Annotated in this window: 13 protein-coding genes and 1 tRNA gene; 10 read left to right on the top strand and 4 right to left on the bottom strand. The window is 69.9% G+C overall.

The window, feature by feature from the left end; genetic code table 11:
* Positions 1–203 precede the first annotated feature (203 nt).
* Complete coding sequence (locus VIP82_RS11445; protein WP_331908630.1) at positions 204–2,279, top strand: MprF family protein; 2,076 nt, start codon at positions 204–206, stop codon at positions 2,277–2,279.
* 179 nt (positions 2,280–2,458) lie between these two features.
* Here the strand turns inward: VIP82_RS11445 and VIP82_RS11440 are convergent, their stop codons facing one another.
* Entirely contained in the window at positions 2,459–2,665 is a 207-nt protein-coding gene (locus VIP82_RS11440) for a cold-shock protein (protein WP_137845695.1), read from the bottom strand.
* A gap of 361 nt (positions 2,666–3,026) precedes the next feature.
* Here VIP82_RS11440 and VIP82_RS11435 point away from each other — a divergent pair, with 361 nt between their 5' ends.
* Both VIP82_RS11435 and VIP82_RS11430 read left to right on the top strand, forming a co-directional pair.
* Positions 3,027–3,659 (top strand): GntR family transcriptional regulator, encoded by a 633-nt coding sequence (locus tag VIP82_RS11435; RefSeq protein ID WP_331908628.1) that lies wholly within the window; start codon positions 3,027–3,029, stop codon positions 3,657–3,659.
* A 77-nt stretch (positions 3,660–3,736) separates the two neighbouring features.
* Positions 3,737–4,237 (top strand): GNAT family N-acetyltransferase, encoded by a 501-nt coding sequence (locus VIP82_RS11430; RefSeq protein WP_331908626.1) that lies wholly within the window; start codon positions 3,737–3,739, stop codon positions 4,235–4,237.
* 120 nt (positions 4,238–4,357) lie between these two features.
* Here VIP82_RS11430 and VIP82_RS11425 read toward each other — a convergent pair whose 3' ends face one another.
* Complete coding sequence (locus tag VIP82_RS11425; RefSeq protein WP_331908624.1) at positions 4,358–8,776, bottom strand: S8 family serine peptidase; 4,419 nt, start codon at positions 8,774–8,776, stop codon at positions 4,358–4,360.
* Between the two features lie 143 nt (positions 8,777–8,919).
* Complete coding sequence (locus VIP82_RS11420) at positions 8,920–9,942, bottom strand: helix-turn-helix transcriptional regulator (RefSeq protein WP_331908622.1); 1,023 nt, start codon at positions 9,940–9,942, stop codon at positions 8,920–8,922.
* Between the two features lie 91 nt (positions 9,943–10,033).
* Between VIP82_RS11420 and VIP82_RS11415 the strand changes: the two genes are divergently transcribed.
* Positions 10,034–10,303 carry a DUF2510 domain-containing protein gene (locus VIP82_RS11415; RefSeq protein WP_331908620.1) on the top strand — a complete coding sequence of 90 codons (270 nt, stop codon included), beginning with the start codon at positions 10,034–10,036 and terminating at the stop codon, positions 10,301–10,303.
* A 61-nt stretch (positions 10,304–10,364) separates the two neighbouring features.
* Here VIP82_RS11415 and VIP82_RS11410 read toward each other — a convergent pair.
* Positions 10,365–10,448: transfer RNA gene (locus VIP82_RS11410), tRNA-Leu, on the bottom strand.
* Between the two features lie 157 nt (positions 10,449–10,605).
* Between VIP82_RS11410 and VIP82_RS11405 the strand changes: the two genes are divergently transcribed.
* The 6 genes from VIP82_RS11405 to VIP82_RS11380 form a co-directional block, all read left to right on the top strand.
* Positions 10,606–11,367, top strand: coding sequence for an FHA domain-containing protein (locus VIP82_RS11405; protein WP_331908618.1), 762 nt, complete (start codon positions 10,606–10,608; stop codon positions 11,365–11,367).
* Entirely contained in the window at positions 11,364–11,903 is a 540-nt protein-coding gene (locus tag VIP82_RS11400; RefSeq protein WP_331908616.1) for an FHA domain-containing protein FhaB/FipA, read from the top strand. Before VIP82_RS11405 ends, VIP82_RS11400 begins: the two co-directional genes overlap by 4 nt.
* Before the next feature lie 18 nt (positions 11,904–11,921).
* Positions 11,922–13,160, top strand: coding sequence for a PP2C family protein-serine/threonine phosphatase (locus VIP82_RS11395; protein WP_331908614.1), 1,239 nt, complete (start codon positions 11,922–11,924; stop codon positions 13,158–13,160).
* Positions 13,157–14,551, top strand: coding sequence for an FtsW/RodA/SpoVE family cell cycle protein (locus VIP82_RS11390; protein WP_331908612.1), 1,395 nt, complete (start codon positions 13,157–13,159; stop codon positions 14,549–14,551). Before VIP82_RS11395 ends, VIP82_RS11390 begins: the two co-directional genes overlap by 4 nt.
* A 1-nt stretch (position 14,552) precedes the next feature.
* Positions 14,553–16,013, top strand: a complete 1,461-nt coding sequence (locus tag VIP82_RS11385) for a peptidoglycan D,D-transpeptidase FtsI family protein (protein ID WP_331908610.1) — start codon at positions 14,553–14,555, stop codon at positions 16,011–16,013.
* Positions 16,010–16,815 (top strand): serine/threonine-protein kinase (locus VIP82_RS11380; protein ID WP_331908608.1); only part of this gene is annotated, 806 nt, incomplete at its 3' end. The genes VIP82_RS11385 and VIP82_RS11380, both read left to right, overlap by 4 nt.

The raw sequence follows: 16,815 nt of genomic DNA, 5'->3' as shown, positions 1-16,815 counted from the left end.
ATCGCGACTGCTGTCGGCCCAGCGGGAGCTCGCGCGCGCCCGCCAGGCGGAGGATCCCGTCGCCGCGCTCGACGCCGCCCGCCGCGCCCTGCGCGACGCCGAGGACGCCAAGGCCCTCGCCGACTACGCACGTCTGTCGCCCGGCCACTGAGTTCGGGGGTCGGGTCCCCCGCCGCGGCGGGGGCCGCCGCTATCGTGATCGCATGAGCGACGGGGCGACTCAGAGACCGAACCGCGTGCTCGCGGTGATGCGGCGCATGCCGGGGACGCTGAGCATGATCACGCTGATCCTGGTGGTCGGAGTGGTGTGGCAGGGGCTGTGGCGGCCGTTCGAGGAGTCCGGCCTCTACGACGTCGTCGCCTACGGACTGCCCGCCTTCGAGGCGGGCCGCTGGTGGACGCCGGTCACCGGCACCTTCTTCGTCAACCAGCCGTGGGTGTACCTCTTCACGATCACGGGGTTCGTCGGCATGGCGTATCTCGAGTTCCGACGTGGCACGCGGGTCGCCTTGGCGTACTACTGGGTCGGCCAGCTCTTCGCGATCTTCGCGACGGCCCTGCTGCTGTGGGCCTTCTCGCAACTGCCGTGGGCATGGGCCCAGACGCAGGCGGCAGCGCTCGACGTGGGGGCGTCGGGCGGAACCATGGCGTGCATCGCCGCGGCGGTCGGCCTGTTCCTCAGCCCCTGGCGGGTGCGGGCGTGGCTGGTGCTGCTCGGCTTCGTCTTCGTCGCGATGCTGTTCTGGGGCTCGCTCGCCGATCTCGAGCACCTGCTCGCCGTGCTGCTGGTGCTGTTCGTCGACCGGTCGCTGCGCATCCAGCGCACCACGATCCGCGAGCAGCGGCTCATCGCGTTCATCGCGGTGCTCGTGCTCGGTGCGATCCAGATCGTCACGATCCTCGTTCCGACCGACGGCCCGTTCGGCCCGACCCAGCCCGCTTCGGGCGGCTTCATCGACTTCGCCATCGACACCGTCGTCATCCTCATCGTGGCCAACGGGCTGCGGCGCGGTCGACGGTGGACCTGGGTCGTGGCCGTCGTCCTCGCGGTGATCAACGTGCTCTTCGCGCTGCTCATCGCCGGCCTCATCGTCCTCGCGAGCGAAGCGAGGGTCGAGGCCACCATCGACGGCGAGACCGAGCTCGCTCTGGCGAGCGGCGCGATGTGGCTGCTGATGCTCGTGTACCTGATCTGGGTGCGCCGTGCTTTCCGCGCCCGCCGTTCGTCGCGGATCGGCCGGCAGCCCGCGCCGACGGTCGAGGACGTGAAGCGGACGCTGCACGCCCACGGCGGCGGCACGCTGTCGTGGATGACCACGTGGGAGGGCAACAGCTACGCACGCACCGCCGACGGCGTCGTCGCCTACCAGCGGCGCGCCGGGGTGGCGCTGGCCCTCGCCGACCCGCTCGGTCCTTCAGCGTCGCGCCCGGCATCCGTTCGGGAGTTCATCCACGATGCCGAGCGCGCGGGACTCGTCCCCTGCTTCTTCAGCGCCGACGAGGCGACGCGGGCAGCTGTGCCATCGTCATGGCGGAGCCTTGTGGTCGCCGACGACACGATCGTCGACCTGCCGGGCCTCGAGTTCACCGGCAAGCGGTGGAACTCGGTGCGCTCATCGCTCAACCGGGCCGGACGCGAGGAGATGACGTTCCGCATGACGCGCCTGAAGGATGAGTCGTGGGGCGTGCAGCAGCAGCTGCGTGCGATCTCGGAGATGTGGGTCGGCGACAAGGGGCTGCCCGAGATGGGGTTCACGCTCGGCACGCTCGTCGAGGCGGAGGATCCTGAGGTGCGCCTCGCCCTGGCGATCGCACCGAACGGCGACGTCGACGGGTTCCTCTCGTGGCTGCCGGTCCACGGCGGCGGCGGCACCGTGCGCGGGTGGACCCTCGATCTGATGCGCCGCCGCGAGGGCGGCTTCGGCCCCGTGATGGAGTACCTCATCGGCTCGTCGGCGCGGCTCTTCTCCGAGGAGGGCGCCGAGATCATGTCGCTGTCGGGCGCACCACTCGCGCACGACTATCCCGCGGATGCCGGCGTCATCGCGGCGCTGAGCGAGCGGCTCGCCGGCGCGCTCGAGCCCGTCTACGGCTTCCAGTCGCTGCACCGGTTCAAGCAGAAGTTCCACCCGCGCTACGAGACGATGTACCTGCTGTTCCGCGACGAGAGCGACCTCACGAGGATCGGCGGAGCGCTCACGCGGGCGTTCCTGCCGGACGCGACACTGCGTCAGTTCGCCGGGGCGGGGATCGAACTCGTCCGCGGCGAGCGCGACTGAGGCGGACGGCGCGGGTATCCCGCCAGGCGCGACGAAGCCGCGGCAGGCGCTCCTGCGGCATCCGGCGCGCTCGCGCCAGGCATCCGGCGCGCTCGCCACGGGCGCGACGAAGCCGCGGCATCCGCTTCAGCGAGGCGGAGTACCGCGGCTTCGACCGCGTGAAGCGATCGGTCCGCCGATCAGATCGGGCGGATGTTCTCTGCCTGGAGACCCTTGGGTCCCTGCGCGATCTCGAACTCGACGCGCTGGTTCTCTTCGAGCGAGCGGTAGCCGCTCGACTCGATGGCGCTGTAGTGCGCGAAGACGTCTGCGCCGCCTTCATCGGGAGCGATGAAGCCGAAGCCCTTCTCCGAGTTGAACCACTTGACGGTGCCCTGCGTGCTCATTACTTGCCGTTCTTCGTTGATCCCCCCGCAATTGCGGCGGTTGACACCAACGTAGTGAAGAGGCGGGCGCGCGGCGAGACCCAATTCGGATGGTGACACAAATGTTGCACACCGCCGCGATCGGAACGCGGGCCCATCGTACGCCCGGGCTGAGCAAGGCTCGAAAGCCCGGGCGTCGACGGATCCCCCCGGATAGGCCACGTCGGAGACGTGGACAGACACATCGTACCGATATATCAGCGCCAGGGCGAGGGCCGGGCTCCACGAGTTGATGCGCGTCCGACGGCTTCCCGAGGGTCGGAACCCGGCCGGATCAGGGGGTGTATGCGCGTGAATCGTCCGGCGTACACTGGTGCCACTCATGACTGCCCCCTTCGTCCCGCTCGAGCCGAGCCGCGCCGTCCTCGGAGACGAGGTGTACGAGCGCCTGGGCGAAGCGATCCTCGACGGCCGCCTCGCGCCGGGGGAGCGCCTGCGCGACCATGAGCTGGCCGAATGGCTCGGCGTCTCGCGCACGCCGGTGCGCGAAGCGCTGCAGCGACTCGAGCGCGTGGGGCTGGTCGAGGTCTCGCCGCACCGCTACACGCGCGTGTCGCAGCCACGCCGGCAGAGCGACACCATCGAGCTGGTCGCCTACAACATGGGCGTCGCCGTGCGGATGACCTCGGCACGGGCCGATGCGGAGGCGATGGATCTCGCGCTGGAGCGACTGGACGACGTCATCGCGGCATCGCGGGCCGACGATTCCGGCGCGCTGGCGGCGGCAAGCCACGCCTTCTTCACCGTGGTCACCCGTGCCAGCGGCAACGCCGCCCTGCTGCAGTTCATCCGCGAGTATGAGATCGCCATCCGCCGCGACATGGTCGGCTGGCAGCCGGTGATCGAGTGCCCCCTCGGCCGCACCGCCGCGTACGAGAACTTCCGCGAAGCCTTCCAGGCGCGGGACGGCGACCGCGCCGAGACGCTGCTGCGCAGCATCCACGGCCTCTCCTGAACCCCGCCTCTCGCTCGCCTTCCCGTCGCCGGTGCCGACCCTTCTCAGCGTCGGATGCCGTGGCTAGCGTGGGTCGCGTGAACCACATCGAGCTGCGCGCTCTGGATGACGACGACCTCGACGCGATCTTCGAGATGATGCGCGACCGCGAGTCCATCGCCATGGCCGCCTTCACGGCGGAGGACCCCGACGACCGCGCCGCGTTCGACGCGTGGATCGCCCGCCAGCGCGCCGATCATGACGTCCTGTCCTTCGTGGTCACGGAGAACGGCGGATTTGCGGGCACCGCCGCGTCGTTCACGATCGACGGCGACCGCGAGGTGACCTACTGGATCGCCCGCCACGCCTGGGGCCGGGGCGTCGCGACCGCGGCCCTGCGCCTGCTGATCTCGCGTGAGCCGATCCGCCCGCTGTTCGCCCGCGCCGCCGCGCACAACGCCGGCTCGATCGCAGCGCTGACGAAGGTGGGGTTCACCGAGGTGTCGCGCAACGTCGACTTCGCCCCCGGCCTCGGCCGCGACACCGAGGAGATCGTGTTCACGCTCGTGCCTTCGCTGGACGGACTCGGCGGAGGCTGAGCCGAGGGCGCGACCGCGGGGATCCTCGCCGGTCGTGGAGGCGGCGCGTGGGGCGGTGGTGCCCCGTGGGGGTGATGCGGCGCGCGCCACACCACCCCACCAAGACGCTCGTTCTCGCGCCTAGGCGCGACGTCGGCGACGCGACTGCACGAGCACCGCACCGACGGCCAGAGCGAGTGCTGCCATGATGCCGAGCACGATGGCGGCACCACCGCCGGTCGCGGCCAGTTGGTCCGCGTCGCTGCCGCCGGTCGGCTGACCCTCGGAGCCGTCGGAGCCGGGACCACCGGAGCCGGGATCACCGGAGCCAGGGTTCCCCGGGTCGTCCGTCCCTGGGACGCCCGGGTCGACGACCGGCTGCAGGTCGGCGAGCCGGACGGCAGTGGCGTAGACCACCCGATGCGCCGAGATGTGGATGTCGGGTGTGAGCACCTCGTACTTGGCGCGCACCCAGAACGGCTCGCCCTCCGCCGCCGCGATCGTTCTGGTCACAACGGGCCCCGGCTCCGTCACACGGTCGTGGGGGACCTGCTCCGTGTAGAAGCGAGGGCCGTAGATGTCGGACCCGTAGCCCGCCGAGAGGTCGAAGCCGCCGCTGTAGGCCGGGTACCGGTTGTTCACGGTAAGCGTGACCCCCTCGGCGACTCGGCTCGATCCGTCGACGGAGGGGTCCGAGGCCACGACCCAGAAGTCGTGCGAGACCTCGGTCCGCGCGGCACACCGTTCGGAGCCGGTGTTCGCGAACGAGCCCGCGACCTCGCCGTCGACGATCACGTCGATACCGGTGATGCCGGTCAGGTCGAAGGTCGCGGTCACGACCGGCTTGTCGATCCACACGGAGCCGAACACGAGCGGGCCGGCACACGTCTTCGACCTGATGGTCGCCTGCGTGACAGCACCGACGGAGTTGTCGTAGAAGAGGTCGACGGCGTTCTCGTCGTCCGGGTTCCGGGTGAGCGTGAGCGCGCTCGGCGCCGTCTCCTCCACGACGAACACCCGCTCCCTCTCCTGCATCGGGCCTTCTTCGCCGTCTGCCCACGCCCGCACCACGTAATCGCCGGGCGCGAGTCGCACCGCGGTGGTGCGGGCGGAATCGGCATCGAACATCGGATCGCTGTACACGTCGAGATCCTCGCGCAGCATCTCTGTGCCGCCGGCGCTGGTGACCGTCGTGTGCACGACGCCCTCGCCCCCGAACATCACCTCGGCCGACACCGAGGCGCCGCCATCGGCGAGGTATTCGACGTTCTCGAACACATCGTGCACGAGCAGCCGTGTGGCGACGAGCCCGCCCGTGAGATGGACATCCCCCGCCGTGATGCTCACGTCGTGTGCGCCGTCCGCCGCGTCATCCGGAAGGGTCAGCCGACGCGCCGCCGTCCCGTCGTCGCCGGTGCTTCCGGTGGCGGCGACAGTGCCTTCGAGCGCGATCTCGTAGTCGGTGCGTGCGGGCAGGCCGACGGCTGCGACGGTGAAGGTCCGTCCCGGACGCACGTAATCGGGAGAGACCACGATCGCGGGCTCGTCCGCTGACACCGGTGGTTCGCCCGGCGTCGTCACGTACAGGTCGGTCGTGGCGCCGGTCGCACCGTAGGCGACGCGTCCGAAGTAGCGAGATCCGGGCGTCAGGCCGGACCAGGAGATCGTGGCCGGGGATGTCTCGCCCATGTGCATGGCCAGCACGGCGGGGTCGGCGCGCAGCGTCCCCTCGTCAGGGTCGCCACCCAGCAGATAGCTCGTCAGTTCGTAGTCCAGGTCGCCCTCACCGGAGAAGAAGGAGACATCGAGCACGTATTCTCCGGCGGCCAGGTCGGCGCGGACGATGTTCTCGTCCGCTCCGGGGGAGGTCGCCTGGTCGAGGTACAGCAGACCTCCGAAACCGTCGACCTGGTAGAGCGCGAGGTCGAGGTCGCTCCGCGCGTCGGCGCCCACGAGCTCGAAGCGGGCGGAAGTGGTGCCCTCGGGGACCTCGATGACGTGACGGGCGGGAGCTGCGCCGGTGGCGCCCGAGCCTCGCACGGTCCGGCCGGCGACGAGGCCGGATGCGGCGAGTGGAACGTCCATCGTCTCGCCTGCCGCGACCGGCAGCTCGAGGGAGCCGTCGATGCCCTCTCCGGTCGCCGTCCTGGGGACGGCGATGACACTCGGTCGCACCGCCAGCGGCACCACCACGGTGTCGCCTTCCGATCCCGCCCAGCGGAGTGTGCCCGTGGTGAACACGTCGAGCGGTGCGCTCACACGACGGAAGGTGATGGTGAACGACTTCTCCTCGCCGGCGGATGCGAACTCGAGGAGAGTCGGACTCACGGTCACATCGACTCCCGGCACCGTCACGTCGGCCGCGGTGTACGAACCAGGGCGGGTCGCGGTCACCGTGCGGGTGATCGTCTGCACGCCGGCGAGGCTTCCGACGGCCACCGAGGCGAGGTTGAGGTCGGAGGGGTCGATGGACTGCACCCCGAGGTCCGCCGCGCCGATTCCCTGGATGTAGCCGTTCCAGTCATCGATCCCGTTGAGGAACAGGAGTCCAGGGTCGAGGAAGCGCGCCGGCTCCACCTGTCCCGAACCCTCGCCGAAAGGATCGGTGAACTCGGATCCGTCGGGTTCGAGCGTGTGGGATGCCGTCGTCATGAGCGCGGACTTGATCTCCGAAGGTGCGGCATCGGGATGCGCACCCAGGTACAGTGCGGCGAGTCCGGCGACGTGAGGCGAGGCCATCGATGTGCCCGAGAGGAGCTCGAAGGTCGGTTCCTCGCCCTCGGCATTGCGGCCGTCGGCGAGGATCGCCACGCCCGGCGCCGTGATGTCCGGCTTCAGGATGTCTCCGCCGTCGGCCAGCACGGGGCCACGCGACGAGAAGCCGGCGAGCTGCGGCGTCACCGGCGATGGGCTCCCGCTCGTGTTGCCGTCCTCGAACGCGGCCGTGCCGCCGGGGGTCGCCGCATAGGCCTTCAGCGCTTCGAACGCGTCGGCGTCGACGTGGATGGTCGGAACGGCGTGGACATCGAGGTCGATCGAGTTCGCCGTCGGGTTGACCAGCACCATCGCGATTCCGCCGGCGCGGGCAACCTCGGCCGACTTGGCGGTCCGGTCGACGACGCCGCGCTCGCACAGGACGATCGCTCCCTCCGCCTTGGCCGGATCGAGCGTCTCAGGGCCGCACAGGTGCGCGTCCGCCGCTCCGGCGGCAGCGACACTGCTCGCTGTCACGAACGGGCCGCTCACGCCGGCGGTGTCGGCGATGGTGCCACCGGCGTAGGCGTTGCCGTCGCCGGTGCGGACGGTCGCCTCGTAGCTCGGAATGGTGCTGGCCGCCACCGTCGTGATCCACGGTGCGGCGTTGTCGACCGTGGACTCGGCAGGGCCGTCGTTGCCGGCGGAGGCGGCGACGAAGATTCCCGCGGCCGCGGCGCCGAGGAACGCCTGATCGGTCAGCGCGACGGTGCTGATGGCGCCGCCGCCGCCGATGGAGTAGTTGATGACGTCCACCCGATCGGCCACTGCGGCATCGATGGCGGCGAGCAGGTCGCCTGTCATGCAACCGTCGTCGAAGGCGGTCGGGCCGGTCCAGCAGGCCTTGTACACGGCGACCTTCGCCGCCGGCGCAACGCCCGAGATCGCGCCGAGGTCCCTGCCGGCGACGTGCGCGGTGACACCGGCGTTGCCTGCCGCGGTGCTCGCCGTGTGCGAGCCGTGTCCGTTGCCATCGCGGGGCGACACGACCTCGCCACGGTCCGATCCGATGTAGTCGGCACCGTAGTTGTCCACGAAGTACCGTGCTCCGACCAGCTTGGTCGTGCAGTCGTCGCTGTCGAAGGCGACGCCTGTCTGACACGTGCCGCGGAACTGGTTGCCATCGCCCTTCTCGAACACGATGGCATCGCCGTCCCGGTAGGGGGCTGCGCCGGGGTCGGCGGCGAGCGCGTCGCCGGCGAACGACGGATTCTCCGGCGCGACGCCGGAGTCGATGATCCCGACCACCACGCCCTCGCCCGCGGCGTCTATCCCGCCGAGAGTCGCCCACACGCCGTCCTCGCCGCTGAGCCCGATGAAGTCCGTGGAGGGAGCTGCCGTCTGCAGGTGGAGAAGTTCGTCCTTCACCACCGCCGCGACGCGCGGATCCGCGGCCAGGTCGGCGGCCTGCTGAGCGGTCAGCGCACTGGTGAATCCGTTGGTGGCGAGCGTGTACGAGCTGACGATGCTGGCGCCGGCATCCGCAGCGACCGCCTCCTGTTCCGCTGCAAGACGGTCGGAGTAGGCCGCGACGGCCTTCGAGCGCACATCCAGCTCGTCACCCTCGCCGGGCTGGGTGCCACGGTACGAGGTGACTCCGCCTCGATACGTCGCGACCGACGCATCGCGGAGCGTGACGATGTAGCGACCGTCGTCGTATGCGGAGGGGTCGGGCTGCAGAGCCGTCAGCGGCGTTGCCGCCGCAGCAGCCACGGTCGGAGTCATGGCGAGCGCGAGCGTGGACAGCAGCGCGACGACTGCGCACAAGGCCGTCGTGCGCAGAGGCGCGCGAGTGGAGTAGGTCACGGTGGTCCTCGAGATGTGCGGCGCGACCCCGGGGCGGATCGAGCTGGTCCTCATTCTGCGAGGTCACACCCCGTCAGCTCTGGCCGGATACGGCCACCGACCTCAACCGGCCAGCTGTTGAAACGTCGACGTTACATCCGCGGTCAGATCCAGCCGCGCCGGGACGCCTCCACGCCGGCCTGGAAACGATTGCTCGCGCCGAGGCCGGCCATGAGCTCCTGGCTGCGCCGCCGCAGCGTGCGCGCCGAGATCCCCAGTCGGCGTGCGATGGCGTCGTCCTTCATCCCCACGGCCATGAGCGTCAGGATGGAGAGATCCTCGGACGAGGGACTGTCCGTCTGCGGAGAGGGGTAGCGTCTGGCCGTCTCGGGCAGGCCGCGCAGGGGCGCGGCCGCAGTGAGCGGGACGGCTCTCGCCCACTCGTACTCGAAGAGGGTGCACAACGCGGCGACCAGGGGCAGCGCGTGGGTCACGAGCGCCACGACCTCGCCAGGCTCGAGGCTCAGCGAGACGAGGGCGACGGCGCGGTCGACGACGACCAGCTTGATGGGCAGGTCATCCGTGATGCGCGACTGCTCCCCCTGCTCGGCGAGTGCTCCCACCTCATCCCACGTCGCGCCCTCGTCGAAGCTCGACACCGTGTAGATCGCGCGCCACTGGACGCCCCGGGCCAGGACAGCGGATTCGAACGGGTCGAAGGAGGCGGCCACATACGGCGGGCGGTCGAAGGCGAGGAACTCACGCTCGGCCTGGTGCTGGAGACGGGCGTACCAGCCGGCGACCGCATCCGGATCGGTGACGAACATGCTCTGCGGCACATCCGCGGAAGAGGTGGCGGCCGCATCGAAGTGATCCGCCAGCGCGGGAATGGCCTCGCGCAGCCGTTGCGTCTGCTCGCTCAGCTGCTCGGCCAGCGCACGGACCGCGAACCGCGGGTCGACGGCCGAGTACTCGGGGTCCGCCGATTCCAGCCGGGTGACGAGCCCGGCGGAGCGCAGCTCCTCCAAGCGCGCGAACGTGGTCGGCTCATCCATGCCGAGCTTCGCCGCCACCTCTCGCGCACGGATGCGTCCCGCCATGAGAACGGCGAGATACACACCCTCGCCCAGATGATCGACCCCGGGCAGGTCGAGCGGCTTGTCCTGGGCGGAGTCCCGGCCACTCATGGTGCGAGCATAAGTCTTCGAGTCCGAGGAATGGGCCGCTCGCAGCGCGTTCGGCATCCTCTGCGTGATGCTCACTGGCTACGCTGACCGCATGACAGACCACGACGCTCCCCCGGCAGATCCCGGGTGGTACCCAGCCCCGCACGCGAACGGCGAGAGCCGCTACTGGGATGGGACGCAGTGGACGGACCGGAAGCCGGACGAGGTCGCGGCGGACGCCGCCGCCGTGGCTCCCTCCAGCCCCACCACCCGGACCGGGCGACGCATGTGGGGCGTGCCGCCGTGGGGCTGGGTACTCATCGGGATCGGGGTGCTGATCGCCCTCAGTGTCGTCGTGGTCATCAGTCCATGGAGCCCATGACAGCGGGGCACGAAAAGACCCCCGCCCGGGAGTTCCCGGGTCGGGGGTCTATTCTGCGCTGTGCGCGAGGGGGGAGTTGAACCCCCACGCCCTTTCGGGCACTGGCACCTGAAGCCAGCGCGTCTGCCTATTCCGCCACTCGCGCGAGCCACGGCATCCGAAGATCCCGCGAAACTCAACTTGCCGAGGATATCATGCGTCGCGGCCTGGTTCTAACTCGCCTGATCGCGAGCACGATCCATCGTCGGCACAGACTGTGCAATTAGCATGTAGCAACCGGCACCCCCCTCAAGAGGAGCTCCGTGGGACTACTTGACAGCTTCGAGAAAGGTCTCGAACGCGCGGTGAACAGCGCGTTCGCGAAGACCTTTCGCAGCGGCATCCAGCCTGTCGAGATCGCGTCCGCCCTGCGCAGCGAACTCGACAAGAAGGCCGCCGTGGTCAGCCGCGACCGCATCCTCGCGCCGAACACCTTCACCGTGCGGCTCTCACCCGCCGACGACGACCGCATCTCGGGGCTCGGCGATGCGCTCACGCACGAGCTCGACACGCTCGTGCATGCGCACGCCAAGGCCCAGGGCTATTCGTTCGCCGGCCCGGTGACGATCACGCTGCGACGGGACGACGAGCTGTCCACCGGCACGCTGCGGGTCGAGTCGACGACGGCACAGGGCGGCCGCGTCGCGTGGCGGGGCGTCGTGGACGTGGAGGGCCGCCGCATCCCGCTGACGAAGTCGCGCACGGTCATCGGCCGCGGCAGCGACGCCGACATCACGGTCGCCGACTCGGGCACGAGCCGCAAGCACGTCGAGATCCTGTGGGACGGCGAGCGCGCCATGGTGCGCGACCTGGGCTCCACCAACGGCACGCTGCTCGACGGCCGCAAGGTCACCGAGGCGGCGCTGCCGCCCGACTCGACGGTCCGGATCGGCCGCACCGACATCGTGTTCCGCGTCGTCGCGCAGGCCGCGACAGCGCGGCCGGCGGCACCGGTCGACGACGCCACGCGGGCGTTCGGCGCGCGCGCCGCGTACGACCCGCAGGAGCGGGGGCCGCTGGCATGAGCGAGCTGACCCTTCTCCTCCTGCGCATCGGCTTCCTGGTGCTCCTCTGGGCGTTCGTCTTCGCCGTCGTGTACTCGCTGCGCGCCGACCTGTTCGGTGTGAAGGTACGCCGGATGCCGGATGCCGCTGCCGCTGCCGCCGGGCCAGCGGCATCCGTTCCCGCAGCCGCCTCGTCCGTCACGGCGCCGGTCGCCCCGGTGGCCTCCGCGCCGTCCACCCAGCCGGGCGGACAGGCGACGACGGCCGCGGTGTCACGGATCGTGATCACGAGCGGGCCCAAGGCGGGTCTCGAACTCCCGCTCGGCAACGAGCCGCTCACCATCGGCCGCTCGAGCGAGTCGGGGCTCGTGATCCGCGACGACTACACCTCCAGCCACCACGCCCGTCTGGTGCTGTGGGGCGACCAGTGGATGATCCAGGACCTCGACTCGACGAACGGCACCTGGCACGACGGCGCCCGCGTGACTTCTCCCGTACCCGTGAACGTCGGCGCGCCCATCAAGGTCGGCGCGACGACGTTCGAGCTGCGGAAGTAGCGGGCGGACCCCTGCCACATGGTCTTCCAGGGCTCGAGCGCCGCGATCTCGCACACCGGCAAGGTGCGCTCCAACAATCAGGACTCCGGCTACGCCGGCTCGAACCTCTTCGTCGTCGCCGACGGCATGGGCGGCCACGCGGGTGGCGACGTCGCCTCGAGCATCGCGATCACCCGGCTGCAGGCTCTCGATCGCCCCTACGACTCCACGGCCGACGCGGAGCGGGCGCTGCGCGACGCGATATCGGATGCCGCGGTCGACCTCGCCGACACCGTCGGCGTCCGACCGGAACTCGCCGGCATGGGCACCACCGTCAGCGCGCTCATCATGGTCGACGAGTACGCGGTCATCGCCCACATCGGCGACTCGCGCATCTACCTGTACCGCGATGGCGCGCTCACCCAGATCACCACCGACCACACGTTCGTGCAGCGCCTCGTCGACTCCGGCCGCATCACGCCCGAAGAGGCCCGCTACCACCCGCGTCGCTCCGTGCTCATGCGCGTGCTCGGCGATATGGACACCGACCCCGAGCTCGACACGTTCATCATGCCGACGCAGCCGGGCGACCGCTGGCTGCTCTGCTCGGACGGCCTGTCGGGCGTGGTGGACGACCCGCACACGGCGAAGGCGATGGGTCTCGGACTCGCGCCCGGACGCACCGCCGACAGCCTGCTGAAGCAGGCCCTCGACGGCGGCGCCCCCGACAACGTCACTATCGTCATCGTCGACGTCGGCGGGCAGCATCCGCTCTTCTCGGGCACGCCCACCATCGTGGGATCCGCGTCCAACCCCACCGGCATCGACGTGTCCGCCGCGCGCCCGGGCCGCACCAGCTGGCTGCACCCCAACCGGCAGGCGGCGAACGAGCCGACGCATTTCGAGCCGGCTGCGGAGTTCCTCGAGGAGCTCATCGAGGAGGACCGCCGCCGCGCACGCCGCCGGCGCGTCGGATGGATCGTCGGCGTCGCCCTGGTGCTCGTGCTCATCGCCGGTGCGGCGTGGCTCGGGTACCAGTGGACCCAGACGCGCTACTTCGTCGGCGCCGATGAGGACACCGTCGTGATCTACCAGGGCGTGCAGCAGAACATCGGGCCGATCTCGCTGTCGACGCCGTACGAAGACACCGGCATCCCGCTCGATTCGCTGTCGCAGTTCGCCCGTGCGACGGTGGAGGGCACGATCTCGGCCAACTCGCTCTCGCACGCGCGCCAGATCGTGTCGGGAATCAGCGACCTGTCGGGAGGAGGCGGATGAGCGCCCCCACCAGCACGCCCACCGACGCGGTCTCGACGGACACCGCCGTGGTGCGGGCGCTTCGGCGCATCCGCGTGCCGCAGACGCAGCGCAACCGCGAACTTGCTCTGCTGGTCTTCGCGTTCGCGATCAACGGGTCGGCGATCGCCCTCGTCCAGCTGGGTGCGCTCGGTGCCATCGACTGGACGTTCCTGGTCTACTGCGGCGGCCTCACCGCCCTGGTGATCGCCCTGCACATCCTGCTGCGCCTGCGCGCCCGCGACGCCGATCCCTTCGTCGTGCCCATCGCGACGCTCCTCACGGGGCTCGGCCTCGCGATGATCTACCGCCTCGACCTCTACCGGGAGCGCCACGGCTGGGAGGCGTATTCGACGCGGCAGCTCGCGTGGGCGGCGATCGCCCTGATCGCGGCGATCCTCGTGGTGATGTTCCTGCACAACTACCGCGTGCTGTTCCGCTACACGTACATCTTCGGCTTCGTCGGCATCGCGCTGCTGATCCTCCCAGTGATCCCGGGTCTCAGCGCCGGCGGCAACGCCGATGTGTGGGTCGACCTGGGCTTCTTCTCGTTCCAGCCGGGCGAGCTCGCCAAGATCGCCCTGGGCATATTCTTCGCCGGCTACCTGGTGCGCACCCGCGAGAGCCTCACCTCCACAGGCACCCGGTTCCTCGGCCTCACCTGGCCACGCGGGCGCGAGCTCGGCCCGCTGCTGGTCATCTGGCTCGTCTCGCTCGGCATCATCGTGCTGCAGCGCGACCTCGGCACCGGCGTGCTGATCTTCGGCATGTTCGTCGCGATGCTCTACGTCGCGACGGGCAAGACCAGCTGGGTGCTCATCGGCGTCGTGCTCGCGGTCTCGGGCGCGTTCCTCGCGTCGCGCATCCTTCCGTACGTGGGCGCGCGGTTCACGAACTGGCTCGACGCGTTCAACCCCGACCTGATGGGCGGTTCCAGCTACCAGCTCGTCAACGGCATCTTCGGCATGGCCAACGGCGGGCTCCTGGGCACCGGGCTCGGTCAGGGGCGGCCGTACCTCACGCCGGTCGCGGAGAGCGACTACATCCTGCCGGCCCTCGGCGAAGAGCTCGGCCTGATCGGCGTGTTCGCGATCCTGTGCCTGTACATGGTCTTCACGAGCCGCGGCATCCGCATCGGCCTGGCCGGGCAGGACGACTTCGGCAAGCTGCTCGCGACCGGCCTGTCGTTCACGATCGCACTGCAGGTGTTCATCATGGTCGGCGGCGTCACCCGCCTCATCCCGCTCACCGGCCTCACCACGCCGTTCCTGGCGGCGGGCGGCTCGTCGCTCGTGGCGAACTGGATCATCGTCGCGCTGCTGCTGCGCATCTCGGATGCCGTCCGCAGTCGACCGCGGGTGGTGATCGGCTGACATGACCAAAGAACTTCGTCGCCTCAGCGTCCTGATGCTGGTGATGTTCCTCGCGCTGTTCGCGTCGACGAGCTGGATCCAGGTGATCCAGGCCGACGAGCTGGCGGCCAATCCCGAGAACCGTCGTTCGCTCTACGACTCGTACGAGGTGCAGCGCGGCTCCATCATCGCGAGCGGAGCCGCGATCGCCTCGTCGGTGCCGTCCGACGACCTCTACAGCTGGCAGCGCGTGTACACGGATGCCGCCATGTGGGCGCCCGTCACCGGCTACATCAACCCCGTGCTCAACTCGGCGACCAACATCGAGCTCGCGATGAACCAGGAGCTCAGCGGCACGGCGGGCTCGCAGTTCTTCTCGCGCGTGGAGCGGATCTTCACCGGGCAGCCGCCGCGCGGCTCGAACGTGGTGCTGTCCCTCGACGCCGACGTGCAGCGGGCCGCCTACGAGGCGCTCGGCGACCTGCAGGGCGGCATCATCGCGATCGAGCCGGCGACCGGGCGCATCCTGGCGATGGTGACGAGCCCCAGCTACGACACCAACGTCCTGGCATCGCACGACACCGACGCGGTGAACGCCGCGTATGACGCTCTCGTCGCAGATCCGGGCAAGCCACTGTCGGACCGCGCGATCGGCGGCGATCTGAACCCGCCCGGCTCGACGTTCAAGCTGGTGGTCGCCTCGGCCGCGCTCGCCTCCGGCGACTACACGCCGCAGTCGACGCTCCCGAACCCCGCGACCTACCAGCTGCCGCAGTCCAGCAGCATCGTCCACAACGCCAGCGGCGGCACGTGCGGCGGCGGCGACACGGTCACCCTCGCCGATGCGCTGCGCCTGAGCTGCAACATCCCGTTCGCGGAGCTCGCTGTGGAGCTCGGCGACACCGCCATCCGCGAAGAGGCCGAGAAGTACGGCTTCAACCAGCTGTTCGAGCTGCCGCTCACGTCGACGCCGTCGGGATACCCGCGGACGATCCAGGACGACGCCCAGACGGCGCTGAGCGGGTTCGGCCAGGGTCAGGTGACGGCGACGCCGCTGCAGATGGCGATGGTGTCGGCGGGCATCGCGAACGGTGGAATGGTGATGAACCCCCGCATGGTGGATCGTGTGATCGGCCCGGACCTGTCGGTACAGAAGACCTTCGACGACACGGAGTTCGGGCGGGCTCTCGACGCCAACCTCGCTGACGAGCTGGTCACGATGATGGTGGCCAATGTCAGTGACGGTGCGGCGTCGGGTGCAAGAATAGACGGGGTCGACGTGGCCGGAAAGACCGGAACCGCGGAGAACACCGGCGACGAGCCATATACCCTCTGGTTCACAGGGTTCGCCCCGGCCCAGAACCCCGAAGTCGCGGTCGCAGTGGTCGTGGAGGACGGCGGCAGGCAAGGACAGTCGGGCAGCGGCAACACCATCGCCGCTCCTATCGCGAAGAAGGTCATGGAGGCGGTGCTGGGCAAATGAGACCGACGCAGGGCGTGACCTTCGGCGGCCGATACGAACTCGATTCGCGCATAGCGATCGGCGGCATGGGCGAGGTCTGGGAAGCGACCGACCACGTCATCGGACGGACCGTCGCCATCAAGATCCTCAAAGACGAATACATGGGGGACCCAGGATTCCTGGAGCGCTTCCGTGCCGAGGCCCGTCATGCGGCTCTCGTGAACCACGAGGGCATCGCGAGCGTGTTCGACTACGGCGAGGAGGCCGGCAGCGCCTTCCTCGTCATGGAACTCGTTCCCGGCGAGGCGCTGTCGACGATCCTCGAACGCGACGGATCGCTGTCGACCGACAAGACCCTCGACATCGTGGCCCAGACGTCGGCCGCATTGCAGGCCGCGCACGCGGCCGGCCTCGTGCACCGCGACATCAAGCCCGGCAACCTCCTCATCACGCCCGACGGCCGCGTGAAGATCACCGATTTCGGCATCGCCCGCATCGCCGACCAGGTGCCGCTCACCGCCACCGGTCAGGTGATGGGCACCGTGCAGTACCTGTCGCCCGAGCAGGCGTCCGGGCACCCGGCATCCCCCGCCACCGACATCTACTCGCTCGGGATCGTCGCCTACGAGTGCCTCGCGGGCAAGCGGCCGTTCACGGGCGAGTCGCAGGTCGCCATCGCGATGGCGCAGATCAACGAGCAACCGGCCCCTCTGCCGGCCACGGTCGCCGTGCCGGTCCAGAACCTCGTGATGGCGATGATCGCGAAGAAGCCCGAGGAGCGTCCGGCGTCCGCCGCCGCTGTCGCGCGTGCCGCCACCGCGCT

The sequence above is a fragment of the Microbacterium sp. genome (genome assembly GCF_036566905.1).
Taxonomy (GTDB): domain Bacteria; phylum Actinomycetota; class Actinomycetes; order Actinomycetales; family Microbacteriaceae; genus Microbacterium.
The sequence above is the reverse complement of the archived record's forward strand: the minus strand, read 5'-3'. Positions and strand labels throughout refer to the sequence as shown.